Annotated in this window: 14 protein-coding genes; 5 read left to right on the top strand and 9 right to left on the bottom strand. The window is 36.3% G+C overall.

Annotation, left to right across the window (positions count from 1 at the left end; all coding sequences use genetic code 11):
- Window positions 1-4 precede the first annotated feature (4 nt).
- Together Q1W72_RS13155 and Q1W72_RS13150 are read right to left on the bottom strand one after the other, a co-directional pair.
- Window positions 5-427, bottom strand: a complete 423-nt coding sequence (locus tag Q1W72_RS13155) for a cupin domain-containing protein (RefSeq protein ID WP_302135745.1) — start codon at window positions 425-427, stop codon at window positions 5-7.
- Between the two features lie 76 nt (window positions 428-503).
- On the bottom strand, window positions 504-1,070 hold the full coding sequence (locus tag Q1W72_RS13150; RefSeq protein ID WP_302135743.1) for a sugar O-acetyltransferase: 567 nt from the start codon (window positions 1,068-1,070) through the stop codon (window positions 504-506).
- A 125-nt stretch (window positions 1,071-1,195) separates the two neighbouring features.
- On the opposite strand from Q1W72_RS13150, the gene Q1W72_RS13145 reads away from it, so the two are divergent.
- Window positions 1,196-2,011: an AraC family transcriptional regulator gene (locus tag Q1W72_RS13145; RefSeq protein WP_302135742.1), complete on the top strand. Its 816-nt coding sequence runs from the start codon at window positions 1,196-1,198 to the stop codon at window positions 2,009-2,011.
- 496 nt (window positions 2,012-2,507) lie between these two features.
- Here the strand turns inward: Q1W72_RS13145 and Q1W72_RS13135 are convergent, their stop codons facing one another.
- The 3 genes from Q1W72_RS13135 to Q1W72_RS13125 form a co-directional block, all read right to left on the bottom strand.
- On the bottom strand, window positions 2,508-4,310 hold the full coding sequence (locus tag Q1W72_RS13135; protein ID WP_302135740.1) for a T9SS type A sorting domain-containing protein: 1,803 nt from the start codon (window positions 4,308-4,310) through the stop codon (window positions 2,508-2,510).
- 659 nt (window positions 4,311-4,969) lie between these two features.
- Window positions 4,970-11,485 (bottom strand): T9SS type A sorting domain-containing protein, encoded by a 6,516-nt coding sequence (locus tag Q1W72_RS13130; protein WP_302135738.1) that lies wholly within the window; start codon window positions 11,483-11,485, stop codon window positions 4,970-4,972.
- A gap of 949 nt (window positions 11,486-12,434) precedes the next feature.
- The gene (locus Q1W72_RS13125; RefSeq protein WP_302135736.1) at window positions 12,435-13,301 is read right to left on the bottom strand and encodes an alpha/beta hydrolase family protein; all 867 of its coding nucleotides are present in this window, start codon (window positions 13,299-13,301) and stop codon (window positions 12,435-12,437) included.
- A 382-nt stretch (window positions 13,302-13,683) separates the two neighbouring features.
- On the opposite strand from Q1W72_RS13125, the gene Q1W72_RS13120 reads away from it, so the two are divergent.
- Complete coding sequence (locus Q1W72_RS13120; protein ID WP_302135735.1) at window positions 13,684-14,082, top strand: FimB/Mfa2 family fimbrial subunit; 399 nt, start codon at window positions 13,684-13,686, stop codon at window positions 14,080-14,082.
- Window positions 14,083-14,158: 76 nt separating this feature from the next.
- Here Q1W72_RS13120 and Q1W72_RS13115 read toward each other — a convergent pair whose 3' ends face one another.
- A complete protein-coding gene (locus Q1W72_RS13115) occupies window positions 14,159-17,611 on the bottom strand; it encodes a methylmalonyl-CoA mutase family protein (RefSeq protein ID WP_302135733.1) in 3,453 nt (1,150 codons plus the stop codon).
- 319 nt (window positions 17,612-17,930) lie between these two features.
- Here Q1W72_RS13115 and Q1W72_RS13110 point away from each other — a divergent pair, with 319 nt between their 5' ends.
- Together Q1W72_RS13110 and purU are read left to right on the top strand one after the other, a co-directional pair.
- On the top strand, window positions 17,931-18,638 hold the full coding sequence (locus tag Q1W72_RS13110; RefSeq protein WP_121342607.1) for a DUF4197 domain-containing protein: 708 nt from the start codon (window positions 17,931-17,933) through the stop codon (window positions 18,636-18,638).
- Window positions 18,639-18,763: 125 nt separating this feature from the next.
- Complete coding sequence (purU, locus tag Q1W72_RS13105; RefSeq protein WP_302135729.1) at window positions 18,764-19,618, top strand: formyltetrahydrofolate deformylase; 855 nt, start codon at window positions 18,764-18,766, stop codon at window positions 19,616-19,618.
- Between the two features lie 126 nt (window positions 19,619-19,744).
- On the opposite strand, the gene Q1W72_RS13100 is transcribed toward purU, so the two are convergent.
- Window positions 19,745-20,401 carry a VOC family protein gene (locus Q1W72_RS13100; protein WP_302135727.1) on the bottom strand — a complete coding sequence of 219 codons (657 nt, stop codon included), beginning with the start codon at window positions 20,399-20,401 and terminating at the stop codon, window positions 19,745-19,747.
- A 309-nt stretch (window positions 20,402-20,710) separates the two neighbouring features.
- Window positions 20,711-21,496, bottom strand: a complete 786-nt coding sequence (locus Q1W72_RS13095; protein WP_099714677.1) for an alpha/beta fold hydrolase — start codon at window positions 21,494-21,496, stop codon at window positions 20,711-20,713.
- A 107-nt stretch (window positions 21,497-21,603) separates the two neighbouring features.
- On the opposite strand from Q1W72_RS13095, the gene Q1W72_RS13090 reads away from it, so the two are divergent.
- On the top strand, window positions 21,604-21,753 hold the full coding sequence (locus tag Q1W72_RS13090) for a hypothetical protein (protein WP_282710294.1): 150 nt from the start codon (window positions 21,604-21,606) through the stop codon (window positions 21,751-21,753).
- Here the strand turns inward: Q1W72_RS13090 and Q1W72_RS13085 are convergent.
- Window positions 21,748-22,548: an ABC transporter substrate-binding protein gene (locus Q1W72_RS13085; RefSeq protein WP_302135725.1), complete on the bottom strand. Its 801-nt coding sequence runs from the start codon at window positions 22,546-22,548 to the stop codon at window positions 21,748-21,750. The two genes, Q1W72_RS13090 and Q1W72_RS13085, sit on opposite strands and share 6 nt — an antisense overlap.
- Window positions 22,549-22,570 lie beyond the last annotated feature (22 nt).

Here is a 22,570-nt window from a genome sequence, read left to right as displayed (position 1 = left end):
CTTGTTATTGATTTGAATTTTTAATTAAATATTGTTCGTCCGTTACCGCTTCGTTCCATTCCACAATGCCTTTATCGGTATTTGGAATTATATACAATTGTTGCAAACCCACATCTGCACTTGCTCCGTGCCAATGTTTTACATTTGGCGGACATTTGACGACATCACCTTTTTTAATAATTTCAATTGGTTTTCCTTCAATTTGGTGATAGCCAATTCCATCGATAATAATTAAAATTTGACCAGCAGGATGACTGTGCCAATTGCTTCTTGCTCCAGGTTCGAAATAAACGTTGCCAACTAAAGTGTTGTAAATACTATCGGCATCTACCAAAGCCGTTGGATAAGCGTTTCCAGTGAATAAATCGTTTGAACCCTTTTCGCCTTTTGGAAAAATGGAGGTCAATTCTTGTGTTGTATTTTCCATTGTTGATTTGTTTTGATTGCAAGACAGTATCATTGTTGATAGGATGATTGCAAGTGTGATTTGAACTATTTTCATTTTATATTTTAATTTCTTTAATAATTTTTGCAGGAATTCCACCAACAACGACATTGTCTGGAACATCTTTAGAAACCACTGAGCCAGCCGCCACAACAGCGTTTTCGCCAATGGTGACACCTTGTAAAATGGTTGCATTGGCACCAATCCACGCATTTTTTTTGATGTGAATAGGTTTCGGAATTAACGATTGTCTTTCTTTAGGATTAAGAGGATGACTTTCGGTGAGCAAACTTACTTTTGGAGCAAGCAGCACGTTGTCTTCGATGATAATTCCGCCTAAATCCAAAAACACACAATCAAAATTGATGAACACATTTTTACCTATTTTGGTATGCTTACCATAATTGATGTGCAAAGGAGTAAATACTGTTACACTTTCGTGAATTTCTGAAGATGTAATCTCACTCAATAATTCTCTAATTTCACTTGGGTTTGCTGTGTTGTTCATCTTTAGCAACAATGCTTTTGTAGCAAAAGAAGCTTCACGCATTTTGTATGCTTGAGCATCGTCTGGAATTATGGTTTCTCCGTTTCGTAATCTTTCAAAAATATCTTGTGTTTCCATTTTTTGCATTTTTTACGATACAAAATTAAAAATAAGCCACCTTACTTTTGTTACAAATAGTACAGCAATAATGTCAAATAGTACCTATTTTAGCCGATGAATTAATTTGTCCTAAAATGGAAGCGATGGAAAAGCCAAAAATCATATTATTAAAAGCTTCGGGAAGTGAAGAATTTCCAAAAGATTTTCAAAAAAAATACCATACACATATTTTTTGTCAGCGAGGAAGCACCCGATTTATTTTTAACAACCGCACATTTGATTGCAAACAAGGCGAATTTATTTTCTGGCTTGCAGATAATGCTATTTCTGAACTTAACTTTTCCAAAAATTTTAAGGCAACCATTTTATTTGTCGATAAACAATTGCTTTCGGATAATTATCCTAACCTGAATACGGCTACAGATGCCATTCTTCATCATAGAGTAAATCCGATTTTGCATCCTGATAAAATTAATAAGGAGCGGATTTTAAAGAATTTTCAATCGCTTTACTCAAAATCATTGGAAGCAAATAATCGTTTTTATAATGAAATTTTGAAATTGCAAATGCAACTTTTTATTTTAGAAATGTGGGATATTTTCATGGATCAATTGGAAAGACGCAACCGAACTTTGCAAAGTGGTACCTTGTACGAACGCTTTGTTCATCTATTGGAACTCCATTGTATGAAAAATCGAGAAGTGCAATTTTACAGTGATCAACTACACATCACAGCAAAATATCTCAATCAAATTTGCAAAGCCAATACAGGAATCACAGCATCACAATGGATACAACGATATGCCAAAGACCGAATTGTTTTGCTGCTAGAAAACAAAAAACTAAATATTTCAGAAATATCAGATGAAATGGGCTTTTCCAGTCATTCGTTTTTTACGAGGTATGTAAAAAAAGTCTTGGGTGTAAGTCCAAGTGAGTATAGAAATCTTGTGAAGTAGGGTTTGATTGATGGTTTTGCGGCCTGTTTGGTAGGGGTTTCGCTAACTTGTATAAGGTCTGACAAAATCATAACAATCTACCCTTATTTGGGTGGCTTTGTCTGACTGGATAATGTATTAAAAACAAAAGTGTGATATCAGGAAACATAAGGGTATGTATTTATCCAAAAGATGTACAGCGTATTACCGGTAAAACAGACAGGCAAGGTTATATTTAAATACGATTAAAGACAACTTGAATAAAGAATCACATCAATTAATTTCTATAGAGGAATTTTGTAGTTATTCTGGCCTTCAGATTGAACATATTTTACGCTGTATAATCAGATAGGATCTAAGGAATTAGGATCTAAGGAATTAAAAAACCAGTCACGCTTCTATAATCAATTTATACATGTTCAGCAAGATGTTCAAATAACAGGGCAAGCTGTTGAGTAATTAAATAAAAAAAGCATCTGCAAAAACAGATGCTTTTTAGTTAAAATTAGTTTTAAAACTATCTGGCAGAAATTACTTTTTTAATACTGCTTCCACGATTAGTAGTTACTTTTACAACATACACTTGGTCTCTTCCTCTATTCAATTTAAGATCAAGCGTTACTTCTTTATTCAAATAACCATTAGCATCGGCTTTAGAAAGCACTGAAATACCTTGTGAATCAAACACCTCTATTTTCACATCAGAAACGTAATCAAAATTGTATCTTACAGTGAGTTGGTCTTTGAAAGGAACAGGATAAGTAGTAAACCCTGCGGCTTCAGTTTTTGCTTCTATAGGCGCAACCACATCGGCAGTTTTAGCAGCTTGTTGTGCTGGAGCTGAACAAGTAGCAGTTGCACTGCTGCAATTAGCTGGATCAGAAGTACAATTAGCTGGACTAGTAGCTGTAACACTTGGACTAGAACCTGCTGCAAGATTGCCAAATACAACTGGTACATTTGCCACAGCCGTAATACCCGGATTAGCGCCATTTAATTTATAAGTGTATCCAATAATAGGATTACACACCTCGATGCTTCCAGTTGTTGTTGCTGCACAAAGTGATGCTGTTGGCTGGGTTATTTTTAATTGTGGGGTACTTGGTGTTCCTGGTTGTGGATTTACAATTACATTGTCACCTTGTGTACTACAGGAGCCAAGAGAAGCAAAAAATTGATATGTTCCTGAGGCTACTGGACTGAACACACCACTGGAATTAGCTGTATATATTATAACCCCGCCCTGCTTAAGTGTATAAGTGATGCCAGCTGTTGGCGATGTTACGGTAACAGTTCCAGTAGCAGTACTGCAGGTAGGGTCAATTACTGTAGCTGCTGGCGCACCTATTGGAGTTGGTCCTCCAACAGTTTTAGGAATAACAATACTACAATTATTAGGAAGAGTAGAATCTGTTATAGTAACATTGTAATTACCTGCAGTAAGATTGCTAAAAGTTGTTGTAGCACCAGCAACAACGGGAACTGGGGTACCATTTCCTAATTTGACACTATAAGGTGGTAAACCACCAAATGGTGCTACAGTAATAGAACCTCCTGCAGTACAAGTTGCACTGATTGCAGTTACAGTCCCATTAACTCCGGCATTAATTTCTATGAAAGGTAAGGTCCCGCATTTTGGAGCAATTTTACTAGATTCCAAGGGACATGATGCATTATCTGCAGCTGAAGTCCATGCCAAAAATAAATTAGTAATAATCAATCTTTGTCCACATGTATAGGTGACATTTCCAAAATTTAAAGATGTTATGGTATTAGGAGGAACTGCGGATGTATTTGGCGGAACAGGAGTACTATTACATCCACTGATTGGCTCTGAAGAAGCAAGAGTAGTGCCATTATATCGCTCTAAAGTTCCCCAGAAAGCAAAGGATGTTCTGTTTGACCCTGTGGTATTGTTAATCGACAATGTCAAAGTTCTGGTTACTGTAGTATTGGCTTCGCATGAATTACATGGGTCTCCACCTGTCAGTCTTGCTTCAACTAATTGCAAATCTTTGGATGTACATCTCTTTGCATCGGGAAGATTAACTTGCGCAAATGCAGCAGAAGAACTCAAGTAACTAACTATTAAAAATACAAATACATTCCTGAAAGAAAATAAAGTGCGCTCACCAAATAATTTTAATAAGCTGTCATGAACAAAACCACGGACATGATTGCTATTTAGTGATTTTGGATAAAAATCCGATGCATTAGGAATTAAAAAGCCTAATGATGATATTTTGTTTTCCGATAAAAAGCAAAATATGTTTTTGCTAGATAAAGCTCCGAAAAACTGCTGAAGTGTATTATTTTTCATGATATTGTAATTTTACTCCATAGTTGTTAAAAAATAGGAAAACAGTAGACTCGGGATAGAAACAATCATATAAAAACAAATCACCCTCACAAACTCATTTATGAAGTACGCCATCATCAAAAGAATACTTTATTTTGGGGTAATAAACTACCTTTTATTAACCAAATTGGGGCTTTAAAAGAAACTTAAAAACCTTAATTTCAAATTAATAAATAAGTTCAAAAAAAGAAAAAATAGAAAGCTTTCTATCTAAGCGATACAACTTTCTGAATAAAAAAACACCTTCAAAAAAATTGAAGAACTCCTTCATCAAAAGGATATTTTATTGCGGGGAACAATCCTAAAAATCCTTTTTTACCAGTAAACTATTTTGGAAAACAGCTCGAAAAAATGAATTATTTTTTTGCTATATCAAAGTTAATCAATGCATTAAAGCCCTATTAAAAAGCGAAAAGCAAATCTGATAAAGAGCAAATATATTCGATAAAAAACCTATTGATTCAGAAAAATAGTATGTTTTAAAACAAATTATTTTTTATTCAAAACACTATTAATCAATTAGTTATAAATAAAAAAACCTCGAAAGCAAAACTTTCGAGGTTTAATTTCATACTCTAATCCTTCTCAATATTTTATAGGATCAGATGATTATTCATAACCTATTTTGAAGAAATTATTTTTTTCACACTACTTCCTCTATTGGTTGTTACTTTTACAACATACACTTCTGATCTATCTACATAAGAATTAAGATTTAGTGTAACTTCTTTGTTCATGTAACTATTATTATCCATTTTTGAAAGTATTGAAACTCCTTGTGAATTAAGTACATCGATTTTCACATCAGATACATAATCAAAATTATATCTAATGGTAAGTTGATCTTTGAAAGGAACTGGATAGGCTTCAAAACCTGCTTTATCGCCCAAACCATCTCCTTCTTTTGTAGCAGGAGTTCCTCCTAATGGACATCCTGAATTATTAAGAATATCCAATTGAGTGGCTAATTTTCCAGGTGCATTTCCTCCTGATGAATAGGCTGCATTAACGGCATCTATTACCGATTGTGGACTATCAGAATATGGTGCAGGATAATCAACTTCATCGCTGCAAGCATTCAATAAAGCGGCTACTCCTTGACGAGCTAAATTAAAAATACCTCCACCACCTAAATTAAGCGCTTGCAATAAAGTTAAATTAGCAAGATTGGACGGTGCATTTACAAACACATCGCCGAACAACATTGTAGGAGTATAGCTTGAACACCATCTATCAGTATGGTTTTTCCAGTATCCTAATGTACAACCTTCAACGATACAAATTTGATTAGTAACGAGAACTAAATCAGAAGCAGTACATCCATTTATTGGATCTGTAACAGTTAATGTGTACGTTCCAGCTGCATTCACAGTTGGTGTAGCTGTATCTGCCCCAGAGACAATGTTACCACCATTACTGGCAACCCAAGAGTAGATTGCATTTTGAGTAGTTGAAGTTCCTGATAATAGTACAGTAGTTTCACCACATAATATCAGAACATCGTCACCTGCAACTGCATTTGGTAGTGCTATATTAACCGTTACAGTCACCTCATCACTATCACTACAACCAGAAGCGGTATGTGTTTTAGTAACGGTATACGTAGTAGTCACACTTGGATTAACGAATGGATTTGCAGCAGTCGAAGTAAATCCGGCTGGAGATGAAATCCAAGAATAAGTAAATCCAGCTTCTGCTACTTCTCCAATAGAACCGCCATCAGGATTTGATATACAGGTTTTAGTGAAATCAGGTCCTGCTACCGCAACTACTGTTGGTTGATTAACTGTTACAATAACCTCATCAGTATCGCTACAACCAGAAGCGGTATGCGTTTTAGTTACGGTATAAGTAGTAGTCACACTTGGATTAACGAATGGATTTGCAGCAGTCGAAGTAAATCCGGCTGGAGATGAAGTCCAAGAATAAGTAAATCCGGCTTCTGCAACTTCTCCAATAGAACCACCTGATATATTAATCAAGCAATTTTTAGTGAAATCAGATCCTGCATTAGCAACTACTGTTGGTTTATTCACCGTTACAGTCACTTCATCAGTATCGCTACAACCAGAAGCGGTATGCGTTTTAGTAACAGTATAAGTAGTAGTCACACTTGGATTAACTGTTGGATTTGCGGCAGTCGAAGTAAATCCGGCTGGAGATGAAGTCCAAGAATAAGTAAATCCGGCTTCAGCTGCTTCTCCAATAGAACCGCCATCAGGATTTGATATACAGGTTTTAGTAAAATCAGGTCCTGCTACCGCAACTACTGTTGGTTTATTCACCGTTACAGTAACCTCATCAGTATCGCTACAACCAGAAGCTGTGTGCGTTTTGGTAACGGTATACGTAGTAGTCACACTTGGATTAGCTGTTGGATTTGCAGCAGTCGAAGTAAATCCGGCTGGAGATGAAGTCCAGGAATAAGTAAATCCGGCTTCTGCCACTTCTCCAATAGAACCACCTGATATGTTAATCAAGCAATTTTTAGTAAAATCAGATCCTGCATTCGCAACTACTGTTGGTTTATTCACCGTTACAGTCACTTCATCAGTATCGCTACAACCAGAAGCGGTATGAGTTTTAGTAACAGTATAAGTAGTAGTCACACTTGGATTAACTGTTGGATTTGCAGCAGTCGAAGTAAATCCGGCTGGAGATGATGTCCAAGAATAAGTAAATCCAGCTTGAGCCGCTTCTCCAATAGAACCGCCATCAGGATTTGATATACAGGTTTTAGTGAAATCAGATCCTGCTACCGCAACTACTGTTGGTTGATTAACCGTTACAGTAACCTCATCGGTATCGCTGCAACCAGAAGCTGTCTGTGTTTTAGTAACGGTATACGTAGTAGTCACACTTGGATTAACTGTTGGATTTGCAGCAGTCGAAGTAAATCCGGCTGGAGATGATGTCCAAGAATAAGTAAATCCGGCTTCTGCAACTTCTCCAATAGAACCACCTGATATATTAATCAAGCAATTTTTAGTGAAATCAGATCCTGCATTTACCACTATCGTTGGTTTATTCACCGTTACAGTAACCTCATCGGTATCGCTACAACCAGAAGCGGTATGCGTTTTAGTTACGGTATACGTAGTAGTTACACTTGGATTAACTGTTGGATTTGCTGCAGTCGAAGTAAATCCGGCTGGAGATGAAATCCAAGAATAAGTAAATCCGGCTTGAGCCACTTCTCCAATAGAACCGCCATCAGGATTTGATATACAGGTTTTAGTAAAATCAGGTCCTGCTACCGCAACTACTGTTGGTTTATTAACCGTAACGGTAACCTCATCGGTATCGCTACAACCTGAAGCGGTATGCGTTTTGGTAACGGTATACGTAGTAGTCACACTTGGATTAACTGTTGGATTTGCAGCAGTCGAAGTAAATCCGGCTGGAGATGAAGTCCAAGAATAAGTAAATCCGGCTTCTGCAACTTCTCCAATAGAACCACCTGATATATTAATCAAGCAATTTTTAGTGAAATCAGATCCTGCATTAGCAACTACTGTTGGTTTATTAACTGTTACAGTAACCTCATCGGTATCGCTACAGCCAGAAGCGGTATGCGTTTTGGTAACAGTATACGTAGTAGTCACACTTGGATTAACAAATGGATTTGCAGCAGTCGAAGTAAATCCGGCTGGAGATGATGTCCAAGAATAAGTAAATCCAGCTTGAGCCGCTTCTCCAATAGAACCGCCATCAGGATTTGATATACAGGTTTTAGTGAAATCAGGTCCTGCTACCGCAACTACTGTTGGTTTATTCACCGTTACAGTCACATCATCAGTATCGCTACAACCAGAAGCGGTATGCGTTTTAGTAACAGTATAAGTAGTAGTCACACTTGGATTAACTGTTGGATTTGCAGCAGTCGAAGTAAATCCGGCTGGAGATGATGTCCAAGAATAAGTAAATCCAGCTTGAGCCGCTTCTCCAATAGAACCGCCATCAGGATTTGATATACAGGTTTTAGTGAAATCAGATCCTGCTACCGCAACTACTGTTGGTTGATTAACCGTTACAGTAACCTCATCGGTATCGCTGCAACCAGAAGCTGTCTGTGTTTTAGTAACGGTATACGTAGTAGTCACACTTGGATTAACAAATGGATTTGCAGCAGTCGAAGTAAATCCGGCTGGAGATGATGTCCAAGAATAAGTAAATCCGGCTTCTGCAACTTCTCCAATAGAACCACCTGATATATTAATCAAGCAATTTTTAGTGAAATCAGATCCTGCATTTACCACTATCGTTGGTTTATTCACCGTTACAGTAACCTCATCGGTATCGCTACAACCAGAAGCGGTATGCGTTTTAGTTACGGTATACGTAGTAGTTACACTTGGATTAACTGTTGGATTTGCGGCAGTCGAAGTAAATCCGGCTGGAGATGAAATCCAAGAATAAGTAAATCCGGCTTGAGCCACTTCTCCAATAGAACCGCCATCAGGGTTTAATGTACAGGTTTTAGTGAAATCAGATCCTGCTACCGCAACTACTGTTGGTTGATTAACTGTTACAGTAACCTCATCAGTATCGCTACAACCTGAAGCGGTATGCGTTTTGGTAACGGTATACGTAGTAGTCACACTTGGATTAACGAATGGATTTGCGGCAGTCGAAGTAAATCCGGCTGGAGATGAAGTCCAAGAATAAGTAAATCCAGCTTCTGCCACTTCTCCAATAGAACCACCTGATATATTAATCAAGCAATTTTTAGTAAAATCAGATCCTGCATTAGCAACTACTGTTGGTTTATTCACAGTTACAGTCACCTCATCAGTATCGCTACAACCAGAAGCGGTATGCGTTTTGGTAACGGTATACGTAGTAGTCACACTTGGATTAACTGTTGGATTTGCGGCAGTCGAAGTAAATCCGGCTGGAGATGAAGTCCAAGAATAAGTAAATCCAGCTTCTGCCACTTCTCCAATAGAACCGCCATCAGGATTCGATATACAGGTTTTAGTAAAATCAGGTCCTGCTACCGCAACTACTGTTGGTTTATTCACCGTTACAGTAACCTCATCAGTATCGCTACAACCAGAAGCGGTGTGCGTTTTGGTAACGGTATACGTAGTAGTCACACTTGGATTAACTGTTGGATTTGCAGCAGTCGAAGTAAATCCGGCTGGAGATGAAGTCCAAGAATAAGTAAATCCGGCTTCTGCAACTTCTCCAATAGAGCCACCTGATATGTTAATCAAGCAATTTTTAGTAAAATCAGATCCTGCATTCGCAACTACCGTTGGTTTATTCACCGTTACAGTCACTTCATCAGTATCGCTACAACCATTAGCCGTATTCGTTTTAGTAACGGTATACGTAGTAGTTACAATTGGATTAACTGTTGGATTTGCGGCAGTCGAAGTAAATCCGGCTGGAGATGAAGTCCAAGAATAAGTAAATCCGGCTTCAGCTGCTTCTCCAATAGAACCGCCATCAGGATTTGATATACAGTTTTTAGTAAAATCAGGTCCTGCTACCGCTATTGGCGGTGTATTATTTTTTTCTACAACTACTGTCGCTTGAGCAAAGCACCCTGTAAAACCTGGCGCATAGACTTTGACAGTATAGGTACCAGAGTCTGTTACCACTCTGTCAGGATCCAGTGGATTATCGCCTGGAATAAGTACATTAGAAGGATTATACCATTCTATAGTTGCTCCCGTTGGGGCTATGCCTGTAGCAGTAATAGTGGCATTGGTATTAATACAAGTAATCACTTGATTAACATTAGCAGCTACCGTTGGAGTTACTGTATCACCAAATGGGAATGGTCCTGCAAAATCTTTTTGCTCACTGGTAAAAGAATCAGACTGTCCACCTGCGGAACTACGGGTCTTAACCAATAAACTCCCCAATACATTGGCACATGGCCCAGAACCTTGTCCTTTTCTGTCCAAACCAAAAGCAGTAAGATTAATACCAATTTCTACATGTTGAAGGATTTGGTAGTGATCAAAAAATGCTGCGTTTGGACCTTCAATAGTTCCCCAAGGCGGACCTAAAGTAGTATCTTCAGCATTTACCCTTCCAAAAATATTTTCAACATCGGCTGGGTCATTGGAAACAATACGCCCATAACCAAAATTACCGCTTTGCTCCCCTTTTTCAAAAGTTCCGGGAACTACGCTAAATGGTCTTAAGGCCGCTGAATTATTATATGTATTAAAAACAGTTTCATCCATCCATACTCTGATTCTAACTTCAGGTTTAGATCCTCCTCCTTCATAATCAATCGAAACGATTATAGTTCCAGGAACATTAACACTTCCGTCAGCATTAAAAGTAAATGCGGTACGACCTCCATCGCTGCCTGTATTCCCAAAAACTAAATCTCCTGGAGAGTAGCTAACTAAGGTACGGAAGAATTCAAAATCAATATGCTTGCTACCATCAGTAGATCGCAATGTTGCAGCAGCATAAGCCCAAAGTACATCAAAAGGTCTGTCGTCTACAGGAAAACCTGGATTTGTAGAGGGATCATGCGGATTTGTTCCTCGTAAATGTGCCATTACATCGATGATATCATCTTTTTGAGGAATACTTCCAGCGCCTAGACTCCAAGTAATTGGATTATCAGCATTTTTATCTGCTGTACCGGCAAAAATACTCGAATCACTATTCCCTTGAGCAGAATTAGTATCCCTGCCATATACAGAATCTATCCATAAAAACCCATCAACAATAGGATATGGAAAACCTGGAGCAGGAGTCGTTACTGACTGCCCTTTTGTAAAGGAATAATTATTGTTAGCCAGAATAGAAGTCTTCAATGCAGCAGCACCAGTTACATCTATGACTCCTTTGCCACTGCCTGGGTAGGTAGTATTAAACCAGTCATCTGTACCAGCCTGATTGGGAAGACTCCCAAACTGCAACAGGTTGGCATAAGCATCAGCTTCAATACCAAAATTGGCTTTGACAGCAGCACCTCCAACAAGTTGACCATAAATAGGAGCTTGGCCAAACACTAAAAGCAGTAAAGTGGCATAAAAAAAGAGCTTTTTAGCAAACGCACTCGTCCAAAAAAAGCTCGAAAAACCTGCGTTGAAGCGCCAGGAAAAAGTGCAACAATAATCTTGTACACTTTTTATCGTATAAAATATAAATTTTTTCATAATAATTTGGTTTTAAGACCATATTATTAATAAGAAAGCACATGTAGAAGTGGGGTTTTCGAAGAGTTGAAAAGGTCCTGTTCCATAGATAGAGTGTAGTTTAATACCATAAATTAGAAAAAAAAGGAAGTTACAGACTGAGGCTAAAAATTACTGAGCTACAAATCAACCTTCATAAACACATTTATGAAGTAATCCATCATTCAAAAGATTTTTATTGTGGGGAACAATAACTAAATTCTTTTATCTACCAGACAATTGCTTTACAAAGCAATCTTTAAACTTTAATCTAAAACAATCAGTATTGAAATTAATAACTGGTTCAAACAAAAGATTTTCAACTCAAAGGAAAAACTTGCAACAAACGAAATATCTTCAAAAATAATTTTATGAAGCACTCCATCTAAAAAAGTCCACTTTATTGTAAAGAGTAAAAATACATCTGATAACCAAATAGTTACGTTATAAAAAAAACTTAAATAATTAACTTTTGTTGAATCAAAGTTAGCTATAACATCAAAAAAAGAAAAAGAAAGAGCGCTAAACAAGATAAAATTCTGTTATTCCCGACAAGAGACACTATTCGCTAAGAAAAGGTTTACAGCTGCAAAATATTAATACTTAAAAACTTGTTAACTTATTGATAATCAATTAATTAAGTATTGTATTATTTAAATTTTGTTAATAAAAAAACAATGTTAAAAAACAGTAATATCCTTTAACATATGAATTAGTAGTATCGATTCTTTATCCATCATTTATTTAAAAAATTATTTCTCTTAAAATACTGAAAATGAATCCTTTTTTAAGGTTAAAAAAACCTCAGGAGGCTATAAAAACATTGCTTTTTATTCATGAAAACAATATAGCCTTCTAAAAAACGTCAAAAAAAAGACCCTTCATTGCTGAAAGGTCTTTTGTGTTAAAAATTATAATCCAATTCTAATTTCTATTTCACGGCAACAGTGTTGTTTCTTAAAATTTTGCTAAAAAATAATACATGAGAAGGCAATGCATTTTCCCAATATTCCCAAGTGTGAGCTCCTGGACGTTCCGTATAATCATGAGAAACTTTATTATAAACGAGTCTTCGGTGTAATTCCCTGTTAGATTCTATCAAAAAATCATCTACTCCGCAATCTATAATCAATTCCAGTTTGTTACTTTTTATTTTATCAACCATATTTAAAACAGCATTTGAGGCATATACTTCTTGTGGTACTCCTTCAATTCCAAAAACAGGTTCCATTAATTTAGTCACTCTTTCCTTAGATTCTGGATTAATCATGCTCCCCATATCAACAGCTCCACTCATACTTCCTGCGGCACAAAATAGTTCCGGGTGTTTTGTCGAAAGATACAATGCCCCATGACCTCCCATAGAAAGTCCTGTAATTACACGTCCTTTTCTGTCATTTATTGTTCGATAGGTATTATCTACTTTCTGAATTACTTCTTTTGTGATGTATGTTTCAAACTGACTTCCTTTATTAACAGGACTATCAAGATAAAAACTGAAAGTTTCTCCTTCCGGCATTACAATTATAATATTATACTGATCCGCTAAATTGTGCAATAAATTCTTATCCGGGGTTTTAGACAACCAATCATTAAAATGACCATAAGCACCGTGCAGCAGATAAAGAACAGGATAGTTAACCTTGCTTTTAGCATAAGAACTGGGCAATACTACCGCAGCTTTATAGGTTTTATTCATAGCTAAACTCGGGATTTGCAACGTATCGGCTTTTGCACCATAAGATGATGCAGTGTGTCCAAGAAGGAAAAATAAAAATAGAATCTGAAGTTTCTTCATTTGATAGTTTTTTTGGTGATTGAAAAGTAAATATACACTTTTCCAGAAAAACTTGCTTTATCGTTTAAAAATCGAATACACTTTACAAAAACAATTGATTCATTTAGAACAGCTTAATTCAATATTGATGTGTTTTTGTAAAAACAATTCAATAAATAATTAACTCCACATTAAACAAAAACCTCTTACTTTTTTTATTTCGAAATTAAACAATATATACTTTTTTAACACAAATGAATTTATAAATTATTGAATTTTAACCATAATCGGCATTATGATGATAAAATAGCACCTAAATTAGAAAATATAGTTCTATTCCGTAAACGATTCTTATCCTAATTTTACAATAGAAATTTTAACTATTAATTTAAAAACTAGAATTATGAAAAACATTTTAAAATTGAGTTTATTGTTGATAGTAACAATGACTAGTATGAGTATGTATGCAATTGACGACAATTTTTTACTTAACGTAAAAAAAGGAAAAGGAAATGAAATTAGCTTTACTCTAAACCAAATTAAACAAGCTAATGTATCTATTTATGATGATCAGAATAATTTAATCTACACCGAAAAAGCAAAAGGTGAAAAAGGAATTTCAAAGACCTATAATTTAGACGAATTTCCCGTGGGAACGTATTATTTGGTTGTCGAAAACAACCTGAAAAAAGTAAAACACGAAATTATTATCTCGGAACAAAAAACATTTTTAACAACAAAAGCAATCTCGGAAGTTTACAAACCAACGATGAAAAATAGAAATTTGGCAACTATCAATTAGTGTCCTGCCGAATAGTATTAATAAAGGCTGTCTTTTGGGACAGCCTTTTTCTTTTATCATAAATATGAATTACATGTTACATATTTCTTCTATATTGCCCGCCTACTTCAAACAAAGCTGAAGTAATTTGTCCCAAAGAACAAACCTTCGTTGCTTCCATTAAATGTTCGAATAAGTTTTCGTTTTTAATGGCAGCTTCCTGAAGCGTATTCAAATGTGTATTTACTAAATCCTGATTGGATTGGTGTAAATGGTTCAACATATCTATTTGGTATTGTTTTTCTTCTTCGGTGGCACGAATTACTTCAGCTGGAATCACTGTTGGAGAACCTTTAGAACTCAAGAACGTATTAACACCAATAATTGGAAATTCACCGGTATGTTTCAAGGTCTCATAATACAAACTTTCTTCCTGAATTTTACTTCGTTGGTACATCGTTTCCATAGCACCAAGAACACCACCACGTTCTGTAATTCGGTCGAATTCCTGTAAAACCGCAGCTTCTACTAGATCTGTCAATTCTTCGATAATAAAAGCACCTTGAATTGGATTTTCATTTTTAGCCAAACCTAATTCTTTGTTGATAATCAACTGAATTGCCATCGCACGACGCACTGATTCTTCCGTAGGCGTTGTAATTGCTTCATCATAGGCATTGGTATGCAATGAATTACAGTTGTCGTAAATGGCATACAACGCTTGCAAAGTGGTACGAATATCATTGAAATCTATTTCCTGAGCGTGTAAAGAACGACCCGAAGTTTGAATATGGTATTTCAACATTTGCGCTCGCTCGTTAGCACCGTATTTATTTTTCATGGCTTTCGCCCAAATTTTACGTGCCACACGACCGATAACTGCATATTCAGGATCTACTCCATTCGAAAAGAAGAATGATAAATTCGGTCCAAAATCATTGATGTTCATGCCACGACTCAAATAATATTCCACATAAGTGAAGCCATTAGAAAGTGTGAAAGCCAATTGCGTGATAGGATTTGCTCCAGCCTCAGCAATGTGATACCCTGAAATAGAAACCGAATAGAAGTTTCTAACATTCTTGGTAATGAAATATTCCTGTACGTCACCCATCAATCGGAGGGCAAATTCAGTAGAGAAAATACACGTATTTTGTGCTTGATCTTCTTTAAGAATATCTGCCTGAACCGTTCCACGAACTTGTGACAACGTTCTTGCTTTTATGTCGTTATACACTTCCAAAGGTAAAACCTCATCTCCGGTTACGCCCAAAAGCATCAACCCTAAACCGTTATTTCCTTCAGGTAAATCACCTTGATAATGTGGTCTTTCGACACCTTTTTTGGTATAAATTTGTTTAATTTTTGCTTCAACTTCTTTTTCAAGATTATTTTCTTTGATGTAAAACTCACATTGTTGGTCAATAGCCGCATTCATGAAAAAGCCTAATAACATAGGTGCCGGCCCATTAATCGTCATACTCACCGAAGTCATCGCGTGAACCAAATCGAAACCAGAATATAGCTTTTTAGCATCGTCCAAACAACAAATAGAAACTCCGGCATTCCCGATTTTTCCATAAATATCAGGACGTACATGTGGATCGTTTCCGTATAAAGTCACACTGTCAAAAGCAGTTGATAATCGTTTTGCCGGTAATCCTGCACTCACATAATGAAAACGTTTGTTGGTTCTTTCCGGTCCGCCTTCTCCTGCAAACATTCGGGAAGGATCTTCTCCTTCGCGTTTGAAAGGATACAATCCAGCAGTAAAAGGGAATTCTCCAGGAACATTTTCCTGCAAACACCAACGTAAAATATCGCCCCAAGCTTGATACTTTGGCAAAGCTATTTTCGGAATTTGAGAATGTGAAAGTGACTCCGTATGCGTAGCCATTTTTATTTCCCTGTCACGAACTTTGAACGTATAAACTGGATTCTTGTACTTATTTACTTTTTCGCTCCAAGTCAAAATGATTTCCCAATTGTACGGATCCAAATCCATTTTTACTTTATCAAATTGATTCAGTAAAAGGTTTAAAAAGATTTTGTCCTCAGCGGCGCCTGGTTTTTCAGATTCCAAAGCAGTTGGCAAAACCGAATCGTCATTAATTCCTGCTTTGTTTATTTCAGGTATTTTCTTGGCAACCGTTTCAATCGTTTTAAAAATTCCGTATAATTTCTGGGCAACTTGCTCCTGACTAACCGCAGTAACATCATATTTTCTGTTACTTTCGGCAATTTCAGATAAATAACGCGTTCTGTGTGGTGGAATAACGAAAATCTTCTCGCTCATTTCACGAGTGATTTGGAACGTTGATTTCAAATCAGAATTCGTTTTCTCATGGATTTTATCCATAATCGCTTTGTACAGCGTATTCATTCCCGGGTCGTTAAACTGCGAAGCAATTGTCCCGAAAACTGGAAGTGTATCTAAATCCGCATCCCAAAGATTATGGTTGCGTTGGTATTGTTTTTTCACGTCTCTTAACGCATCCAGAGAACCGCGTTTGTCGAATTTGTTTATTGCTACCAAATCAGCAAAATCAAGCATGTCGATTTTTTCCAATTGGGTTGCAGCACCAAATTCAGGTGTCATTACATATAAAGATACATCCGAATGGTCCATGATTTCCGTATCAGATTGCCCGATTCCAGAAGTCTCCAAAATGATGATATCATAATTTGCCGCTTTAATCACTTGAATCGCATCGGCAACATATTTTGACAAAGCCAAATTCGATTGGCGTGTAGCCAATGAACGCATGTAAACTCTAGGACTATTGATAGCATTCATTCGAATTCTATCTCCAAGTAATGCACCGCCTGTTTTACGTTTTGATGGATCTACAGATATTAATCCGATTGTTTTTTCCGGGAAATCGATTAGAAAACGACGCACCAGCTCATCTACCAACGATGATTTTCCTGCTCCACCCGTTCCTGTAATCCCAAGAACCGGAATCGTGCAATTCTCATTCTTTTTTTGGATGGCTTCCAAAGTTTTGGCCGCAACATCAGGAAAATTCTCTGCTGATGAAATAATTCTGGCAATTGCTTTTGGATTTTTTTCCTCTAAATGATTTATTTCATCACTTAGTTGATCTCCAATAGCATAATCTGCACGTTGTACTAAATCATTTATCATTCCTTGTAAACCCAAAGCACGTCCGTCATCAGGAGAATAAATTCTCGTAATTCCGTACGCTTGTAACTCGGCAATTTCAGAAGGCAGAATTACACCTCCGCCACCGCCAAATATCTTGATTTGCCCTGCTCCTTTTTCTTGAAGCAAGTCATACATGTATTTGAAATATTCGTTATGCCCTCCTTGGTAGGAAGTTATTGCAATCGCATTGGCATCTTCTTGAATCGCTGTATTGACAACTTCTTCCACACTACGGTCATGGCCCAAATGGATTACCTCAACACCTGTAGACTGAATAATCCTACGCATGATGTTGATTGCGGCATCGTGACCGTCAAAAAGAGCTGCTGCGGTAACAATTCTTACTTTATTGTTAGGGATATATGGTTTTTGTTGTTCCATTTTATGAATATGATAATTTAAGCCTGCAATTTACGATTTTATTTTAAAAATTATTTGATGTTGTGGCTCGTTGTTAATAAATAACACAGAATTTTGTTATTTAGCCCCGATTGAAGCGGCATCTCCCGATTTAGAAAAACAAGGCTTTTATCAGCCGTAGTTTTTATTTATCGGGAATACAGCGGAAAGCGGGACAAATCCTGATTAATAAAACTAAAATTTGTGCTCCTAAAGAATAGTTGGCTTTGTTTTTGAATAAGTAGTATTTTTACAAAAGCCAAATGGCAAACAGACGAAGTAAACTAATACTCTAATTACGATGAAGAAAATTTTAATGGTTATGATGGCGGTTTCGCTTTCGAGTTGTGCCGAAATGCAACAGGTGATGAATCAATTTCCACAAACGCAAGGAATTGGCGGCGTAGATATTGCCGGTGGATTGAAGGAAGCATTGAACAATGGGATTTCGAAACAGGTAACAAAACTGACTGCTACCGATGGTTTTTACAGAAATGAAGCCGTGAAAATTTTATTGCCGGAAGAATTGAGAAAAGTAGATACTGGTTTGAGAAGAATTGGATTGAGTTCTTTGGCTGACGAAGGTTTGAAAGTATTGAATCGTGCTGCCGAAGACGCGGTGAAAGAAGCGACTCCAATATTTGTTGATGCCGTAAGAAACATGACTTTTATGGATGCCAAAACGATTTTGATGGGAAATGAAAGTTCGGCTACCACTTATTTGCAAAACAGTACTTCGACAGCTTTGTACGGAAAATTTAATCCGGTGATTAAAAGTTCGTTTACAAAAGTTGGTGCCGATAAAGTATGGGCCAACATTATTACTAAATACAACAGCATTCCTCTTGTAAATAAAGTGAATCCTGATTTGACTGATTATGTTACGAACCAAGCGTTGAATGGCGTTTTCAAAATGGTTGCTGTTGAAGAAAAAAACATCAGAACGAATTTGAGTTCCAGAACTTCTGTTTTATTGCAAAAGGTTTTTGCCTTGCAGGATAACAAATAGATTGAAATTTGGCTGTTTTTTTTCAAACATAAAACAGCCAAATCCAACTTTTTTATAAAAACAAATACGTTTAGTTTTGAAAAATACTATTCATTACTAAGAACAAAGCTGAAAACAGAACCCTAATGCAGAAAATTACAATCCTAATCCATTGCGAAGATCAAAAAGCAATTATTGCTTCCGTTACGAATTATATTTCCTCTATTGATGGTAATATTATTTATTTAGATCAACATGTCGATGCTGATGAAAATGTATTTTTCATGCGTTTAGAATGTGAATTCAGTGCCAAAAATTGGAATATTGAAGCTATTAAAACTGATTTCCAAGCTAAGTTAGCTTCTCCTTTCAATATGTCGTGGGAAATGTATACCCAAAATGAAAAACCAAAAATGGCTTTGTTTGTTTCTAAATACGACCATTGTTTGTATGATATTTTAGGACGCTACAGCGCTGGCGAATTGCCTCTTGAAATCCCTTTGATTATAAGCAATCATGAGGATTTGAAAGCTGTGGCAGAACGTTTTGCTATTCCGTTTCATTATGTTCCTTTCACAAAAGACATTAAAAGCGAAGGCGAACAAAAACAGTTGGATTTACTAAAAGAATACAATATTGACTTCATTGTTTTGGCACGCTATATGCAAATTATCACACCTAATTTGATTGCGCAATACAAAAATCAAATTATCAATATTCATCATTCCTTTCTTCCGGCATTTCCCGGAGCAAAACCGTATCATTCTGCTTTTAAACGCGGTGTAAAAATCATTGGTGCCACCAGTCATTATGTTACCGAAGGATTAGATGAAGGTCCGATTATCGAGCAGGATATTGCCCGAGTTTCACACAGTCATTCTATAGAAGATTTTATTATGAAAGGGCGCGATCTGGAACGCATGGTTTTGGCCAGAGCCATAAAACTGCATGCCGAAAGAAAAACAATGGTTTATGACAATAAAACGGTGGTGTTTTTATAAATCCTCACCCGTCCCGACCCTTCAGGGTCGGGACGGAACTCTCCAAAGGAAAGGAAACCGAAATCCATAGAATTAAAGAATATTGTCTATTATATATAAATGCTCACTTATTGGTGAGCATTTTTTTTAACCTGAAATTTCAATTTCCCTCGTTTTTCCATTATTGTCAAATACTACTTTGGTCCAAACCGATTTTGCTTTTTGATGCGTTGGATACCAATCCCGGTTTTCTTCCACAAGGATAAAAAGTCCAGTATCGGTTCCCAAAACGATAAATTTTTCTAGTTTTGGTTGTTTTGAAAATACCGAAAGACCGTATTTATTAAACATTTCATCACTGAGCTTTGAAACATTTTTGGTCACAAAACCTATTTCGCTCACAGAAAGAATTGACAATCCATCAAATGGTTTTTCTGAAGTATTATCAAGGCTGAAACGGGCAATAAATTCTAAAATATTTCCATTATTGTCATAGAAATAAAAAGACTTTGCATTCCAGTTATAGAAATCGGCAATTTTTTCCGGTGGAACAACCTCCATAATTTCAGTTTTCTTTTCTATCCAAGCAAAGGCTTCCAACAATTTATTATTGGGTATATCAAAAGCAAAATGATATACCGGTTTTAAATTCTCAGATGAACGGAAAGTTAGTTTTGTGGAACCAGCGGCAAATGAAACACTCGAATTGGTTTTCGAAATAGTTTTCAACCCGATAACGCCAGTATAAAACAACTCCGTTTCAGTAATGCTATCCGTCAATAATTCGAGTTCGAGAATATTCATCGTGTTTAAATAAAGTAATTTATCTTTTTAACAAATACACCTAAACGCCCAGCAACTAAACCACTATGAATTGCTAATGATAGTCTAAACCTACTGAAATTATATAGCCTCAGATGATGTCAAAATCCTTAAAGAAGTGCTCTGGAAATAAAGTTAAAAAACTTAACTTATGTACAACAAAGTAATAACAAAATCTTAACAGCAAAACGCCTGCTTATGTGTGATCTTTGCAGAGTAATAAACTGGTTATTTATTATTTTGGTTTTGGTTAGTTAAAGAATTGCCTGCATTTATAATGCAGGCATTTTTTTATTTAGCGGTATTTATAAAAGAAAGAACTGCATCATTGAAAGCATTAGGTTGCTCCACATTTACTACATGTCCACATTTTTCTATTACAAAAAGTTTTGACGATTTATAATGATTTTCGACCACTTTCCTAACCGATGGCAAAAACATATAATCCTCTTCGCCCATAACATAAAGCGTAGGAATATTCAATTCGACCTGGCGGAACCATTTCAGCACCGGATTTATTTCGGCAGTGAGTTTAAACCATTTGATGAATTCTTTTTGATATAATTTTTTAGCTTCATTGATAAAAAGAACACGAGATTGCTTGTGACTTTTTTTAGGCATAATGACAAAGGCAAAAAACTTGTATAAAACCAAATACGGCAATACATATTTAAACATATTTCCCAATCGCATTAATACTTGAGAACGGAAATTCATTTTCAGGATTGCGCCGCCAAGAATCATGCTTTGCACGCGTTCCGGATACATTTCAGCCAATTGTCTGATGAGTATGGTACCCAAAGAAATGCCAACGAAATGTGATTTTTTAATTTTAAGAAAATCTAAGACTTCCAGAATATCATTAGCCAAAGCCGAAAAGGTATATTTCTGTTTGAAAGCCGTCTTTAAAGTAGGTTTTGATTCCCCATGACCCCGCAAATCCAATAACAATACATTATACTGTTTTTTAAAATCACGTATTTGCTTAAACCAGATAGAAGAACTCCCACCGGCGCCATGAACAAAAGTTACCCACTGATCGGTGTTTTTATTTTCGTAAATGGTATAATTAATCACTTGGTTTTTTTTGTAAAAATAGGACTTTAATTTTAAATCCCAATCTTAACAAAAAATAATGCTGGTTTTATAATTGTATACCGTAAATTTGCAAAAAATTTACACCCATGAAAGGATTATTGAAAGAGAAAAGTGAAATAGAAAAGCTTAAAAGAGAATACCAAATGCTCTCAGAACTAAATTTCAACTTCGACAAGACCACTGTTAAGTCTACCGTAACAACAGAAGAATTAATTTTAGAGGAATGCGAATTATAATTTTTGATGCATTTTTTTAAAATAGTCAAACGCTTTTAGCAGCCTGCTTCCATACCAAGAAAACATTTCGCCATCAACAAACACCGTTTTTGCATGATGCGTGTGCCTTCCTATTTCGAATGCATCTTCCTCCTTAAAAGGATACGGCTCTGAAGATAGAAAAACCAAATCCGGATCTCCTTCCAATCGCATTTTTTTGAGTTCGATTTCCGGATAACGTGATTTGTTATCATAAATATTCTGAAAGTGGTTCAGTTTCAGTAATTCATTTATAAAATTATCCGAACCAGCGACCATAAACGGATTTTTCCAAATGAAATACGCTGCTTTTTTAACCGGTTTATCTTTGATGAAGTTTTTAAAATCGCTCAAGGCAAAAGCCAATTTGTCGTTCCATTTCTGGGCTTCGGTTCTGCAATTGAAGAGCTGACCAAAGTCGGTAATCATTTGAAAATTGTCATCAATCGTGATGATATTCGTCACCCAAACCGGACAAATTTTACGCAATTCTGTTACGATTTCTTCCGTATTTTCTTCTTTATTACAAATGATGATATCCGGTTGCAACAACCTGATTTTCTCATAATGTACTTTCTTGGTTCCACCAACTATTTTCTTAACAGACTTAAAATGATACGGATGCACACAGAATTTGGTAATCCCAACAATTCGGTCTTCCAAGCCCAAATCATACAGTAATTCCGTTTGAGAAGGAACCAGTGAAATAATGCGCTTGGGTGACGTTTCAAAAGAATGGGAAGTTCCTATTTGATCGATTATATTTTTTTGTTTCAAGTTTAAAGTTTAAAGTTCATAG

It is taken from the genome of Flavobacterium sp. ZE23DGlu08 (assembly GCF_030505335.1).
GTDB classification, from domain to species: domain Bacteria; phylum Bacteroidota; class Bacteroidia; order Flavobacteriales; family Flavobacteriaceae; genus Flavobacterium; species Flavobacterium algoritolerans.
This window is presented reverse-complemented; position numbering and strand designations above follow the sequence as displayed.

What these genes read in the sequence shown, in the direction of transcription:
- Q1W72_RS13150 (WP_302135743.1), bottom strand. Translation starts at nt 1,070, where the DNA reads ATGGAAACACAAGATATTTTTGAAAGATTACGAAACGGAGAAACCATA.
- Q1W72_RS13130 (WP_302135738.1), bottom strand. Translation starts at nt 11,485, where the DNA reads ATGAAAAAATTTATATTTTATACGATAAAAAGTGTACAAGATTATTGT.
- Q1W72_RS13090 (WP_282710294.1), top strand. Translation starts at nt 21,604, where the DNA reads ATGAAAGGATTATTGAAAGAGAAAAGTGAAATAGAAAAGCTTAAAAGA.
- Q1W72_RS13135 (WP_302135740.1), bottom strand. Translation starts at nt 4,310, where the DNA reads ATGAAAAATAATACACTTCAGCAGTTTTTCGGAGCTTTATCTAGCAAA.
- Q1W72_RS13125 (WP_302135736.1), bottom strand. Translation starts at nt 13,301, where the DNA reads ATGAAGAAACTTCAGATTCTATTTTTATTTTTCCTTCTTGGACACACT.
- purU (WP_302135729.1), top strand. Translation starts at nt 18,764, where the DNA reads ATGCAGAAAATTACAATCCTAATCCATTGCGAAGATCAAAAAGCAATT.
- Q1W72_RS13155 (WP_302135745.1), bottom strand. Translation starts at nt 427, where the DNA reads ATGGAAAATACAACACAAGAATTGACCTCCATTTTTCCAAAAGGCGAA.
- Q1W72_RS13100 (WP_302135727.1), bottom strand. Translation starts at nt 20,401, where the DNA reads ATGAATATTCTCGAACTCGAATTATTGACGGATAGCATTACTGAAACG.
- Q1W72_RS13120 (WP_302135735.1), top strand. Translation starts at nt 13,684, where the DNA reads ATGAAAAACATTTTAAAATTGAGTTTATTGTTGATAGTAACAATGACT.
- Q1W72_RS13110 (WP_121342607.1), top strand. Translation starts at nt 17,931, where the DNA reads ATGAAGAAAATTTTAATGGTTATGATGGCGGTTTCGCTTTCGAGTTGT.
- Q1W72_RS13115 (WP_302135733.1), bottom strand. Translation starts at nt 17,611, where the DNA reads ATGGAACAACAAAAACCATATATCCCTAACAATAAAGTAAGAATTGTT.
- Q1W72_RS13145 (WP_302135742.1), top strand. Translation starts at nt 1,196, where the DNA reads ATGGAAAAGCCAAAAATCATATTATTAAAAGCTTCGGGAAGTGAAGAA.